The sequence below is a fragment of the Microcoleus sp. Pol7_B2 genome, assembly GCF_036701035.1.
Classification (GTDB): domain Bacteria; phylum Cyanobacteriota; class Cyanobacteriia; order Cyanobacteriales; family Microcoleaceae; genus Microcoleus.
The window spans coordinates 1-3,171 of record NZ_JAUBQB010000166.1; the positions used below are offsets into that span (position 1 = coordinate 1).

Consider the following 3,171-nt stretch of genomic DNA (forward strand, 5'->3'; position numbering starts at 1 on the left):
TAGGGTAGCCTGTGCTGACTGGGAAGAAAAACGGTTGGTCAATAATCTCACAAAAGCTTGCGCCCGTCCCCGCTCTGTTATTTCTAGCGCTTTTTTATGCTGATTTTGATTGGCAAGCACTTCTTGCAATGTACTATAACTTGTTTCTTGGGTTTCAAAAATTGAAACTAAATTGAGGTCGTTATTTTCTAAATTTGACCGCAGAGATTCCCAAATTTCAATGGCTGAAAATAAAGCTTTGATAGCTTCTGCTGGTTGCTGTGCTTTGTATAAAGCGTCACCTAAATTTGTGAGTGCGCGGCCTTCAGCGTGGCGATCGCTCAGTTCTCTGGCAATGGCTAAACTTTGTTGGTGAGACTCAATCGCTTGACGATAATTTTTGACAGCATAGTAAGCAATTCCTAAATTCTCTAGAGCACGACCTTGAACGAAGCGATCGCCCAGTGCTGAGGCAATGGCTAAACTTTGTTTCTGCTCATCAATTGCTTTGGCATAATCGGTTAGGGAATAGTGTACTAATCCCAAATTGCTCAAAGCAAGAGCTTCGCCTCGGCGATCGCGCTGCTGTTTAGCAATCGCTAAACTTTGCTCTTGATATTCAACAGCCTTTTTATACTCTTTTTGAGCATAGTAAAGTAATCCCAAATTTCTCAGAACAGTCGCTTCTAAATCAGCCGATTTTAGGGAATGCGCTACTTCCAAACTTTGTTCGTAGTATTCGATCGCTTTTTTATAATTGCCAATCGCGCCGTAAGCAGCTCCCAAACCAATAAAAGCTTGTCCCTTTCCCAATAAATCGGCTCTGGATTCAGCTTGTGCTAAGCGCTGCTGGTGGTAAGAAATTGCTTTTTCATAATCTCCGATCGCGTAGTAAGTCGCGCCTAGATTGTTGAGCGCGTAGCCTTCCCTAGCGCGATCGCGGGAGAGTCTCGCCAGCTCTAAATTCTGCTGGTAGCAGGCGATCGCTTTGCTGTAGTCTTTTGGCGCAGTCTGGAGAGGCAATCCTGCTTGCTGCCCCAGTAATTGTTCCTCAGTTAAGCATTGAGCGGCACTCGGTGTCAGGCTTGCTAAGTTTTGAGGTTCGCGATTTTGATCGCCATTAAGCTGGCTCAATTGTTGAGCGGCAAGGGTATTAGGATTTCCTGGCCGTGTATTAGAGACTTGCACTGATACAGGTACAGTCGCTGCCGCAGTTGGTATTGCATCTGAGTTTGCAAGCGTTGGTACGAGTGGTGTGGTGGTTGGGAGACGTAATGGTTCTGGCACGCCCCTTTCTGCAGGCAGCGTGGGAGGTAACCCAGATGAAGGAACTTCTAATGGTTCTAGCACGCCGATTTCTGGCGGCAGCGTGGGAACTAACCCAAAGGAATCCCCAAAGGAATCAGAATTATCTGGTTGTGATACACCTAAGTCTAGAGGTGCGATCGCAGGGAATTGAATCCCAGGTGGTGCGAGTGCAGCAATTGTTGGCGGTTCTGGCGGTAGTAGGGGAGCTAACCCACCACTCCCAAAGCCGAAAGCTCGCTCAATCTCTAATCGTGGACTGCCCAAAACAAAGGTAGGATCGGTCAGAGATATTAATCGGCTGCCAGTGGTATCAATGCTGTTGGGGTTATTGCTGCTAGTAGCGAGGCGAATCTTACCCTCATAGGTCAGGATAGTACCCGGAGCGATCGTGTTCCCAGCTTGTAAAGTGATGTTTCCATCTGGTAGGCCAATCTCAGCTACAGAGCTGAGGAAGCTGTTTTTGGCATTAATACTGTCACCAGAGGTGAGCAAACTGATGTTGCCTCCTCCAGAAAGGATAGAACCCGCTACAGTGATGTCTTCGTTGGAGCGGAGTACAATATTACCACCAACTCCTGCGCTCGTGCTCGAATCTATTCTGTCTCCGGTGGTGCTAAGACTGGATTCTCCTTCAAGGAGAATCGCGCTACCCCCAGAAGTTATGTTGCCTACAGTAGTTAAACGACCCCCCCTAATCTCAATATTGCCACCCCTCCCTTGGGCAGATGTAGAATTTAAAGCGCCAATATTGAGCTTGATTCCCCCAAGTGGCTCATTCCGCAAACCAATAGCGCTATCGCCGGAAATAATATCTCTGACACTAACATCGGTTCCATAAATCTCGATTGCGCCACCTTTCCCCGTGCTGGAGCTAGAATTTATTACCCCACTGACGTTGACTTCGCCTAGGATCGATAACTCGATCGAGCCACCTCCAGAAATGACATTTCCAAGAGTTACAGGCCCTGTATTTACTTTGATCTGACCTCCTACTCCACCGCTATAGCTGGAATTTAGGGTAATATTACCAGCGTTAAAGTAACCATCATTAAACACATAAATGCGACCGCCACCGGAGGTTATATTACCAGTCACAATGTCACCCCCAGTATCACCCCCACCAGCTTTGAGTTTGATCGGGCCTCCCACTCCTCTGTTAGAACTCGAATCAAAATTCCTAGCGCTGATGCTGCTGTTGTTGAAGCTGACACTATTGAGGCTGATACTGCCACCGTTTGAGGCAATGTTGCCGACTGCAATACTACCAAATGCCACAAGCCCTACATCGCCACCTGCATTGCCGCTGCCAGAGTAGAGATTGCCTCCATCGATCGCCCCTGCTTGACTGCTGAGGGTAATGTTGCCAGCGCTAGAGACAATATTTCCTGTTGCTATATTGCCGTAAGCATTGAGAGAGATGTTGCCCCCTCCGCTGCCACCAGTTGCGTTCAGAGTGCTCGCACCGGTGTCGATCGCACCTAGATTGCTAAGCAAGCTGATCTCGCCTGCCTTGATTCCGCTAGTGTCGATGTTGCCGGCACTGAGGTTGCCTTCTCCATAAAGGGTGACGTTGCCTCCATGTCCAATGAAGCTAGAGGTTGTAATTCCACCAGTGGCGATCGTGTTTGCCCCATACAGGAAAATTGACCCACCGTTACCGGCTATCGAGGAAGCGTTCAAGGTGCTGGCGCTTGTATTGATGCTTCCCCCCGTGCTGTATAGGGTAATATTGCCAGCATTGCCCGTTAAAGTTGAAGTATTCAGGTTTTCCGCTGCGATATCCCCGGACGCTACCAGCGCGAGATCCCCGCCATTTGAAGTAATGGATGCTGCTTGAATGCTGTTTGCAGCGCCTAAAAAAACTGAACCTGCGATCGCGATATT

At 48.3% G+C, this 3,171-nt stretch carries 1 protein-coding gene; it reads right to left on the reverse strand.

Annotated features, from left to right (window positions below):
• Positions 1 to 3,171 (reverse strand): tetratricopeptide repeat protein (locus QUA57_RS28245; protein ID WP_333065099.1); only part of this gene is annotated, 3,171 nt, incomplete at both ends.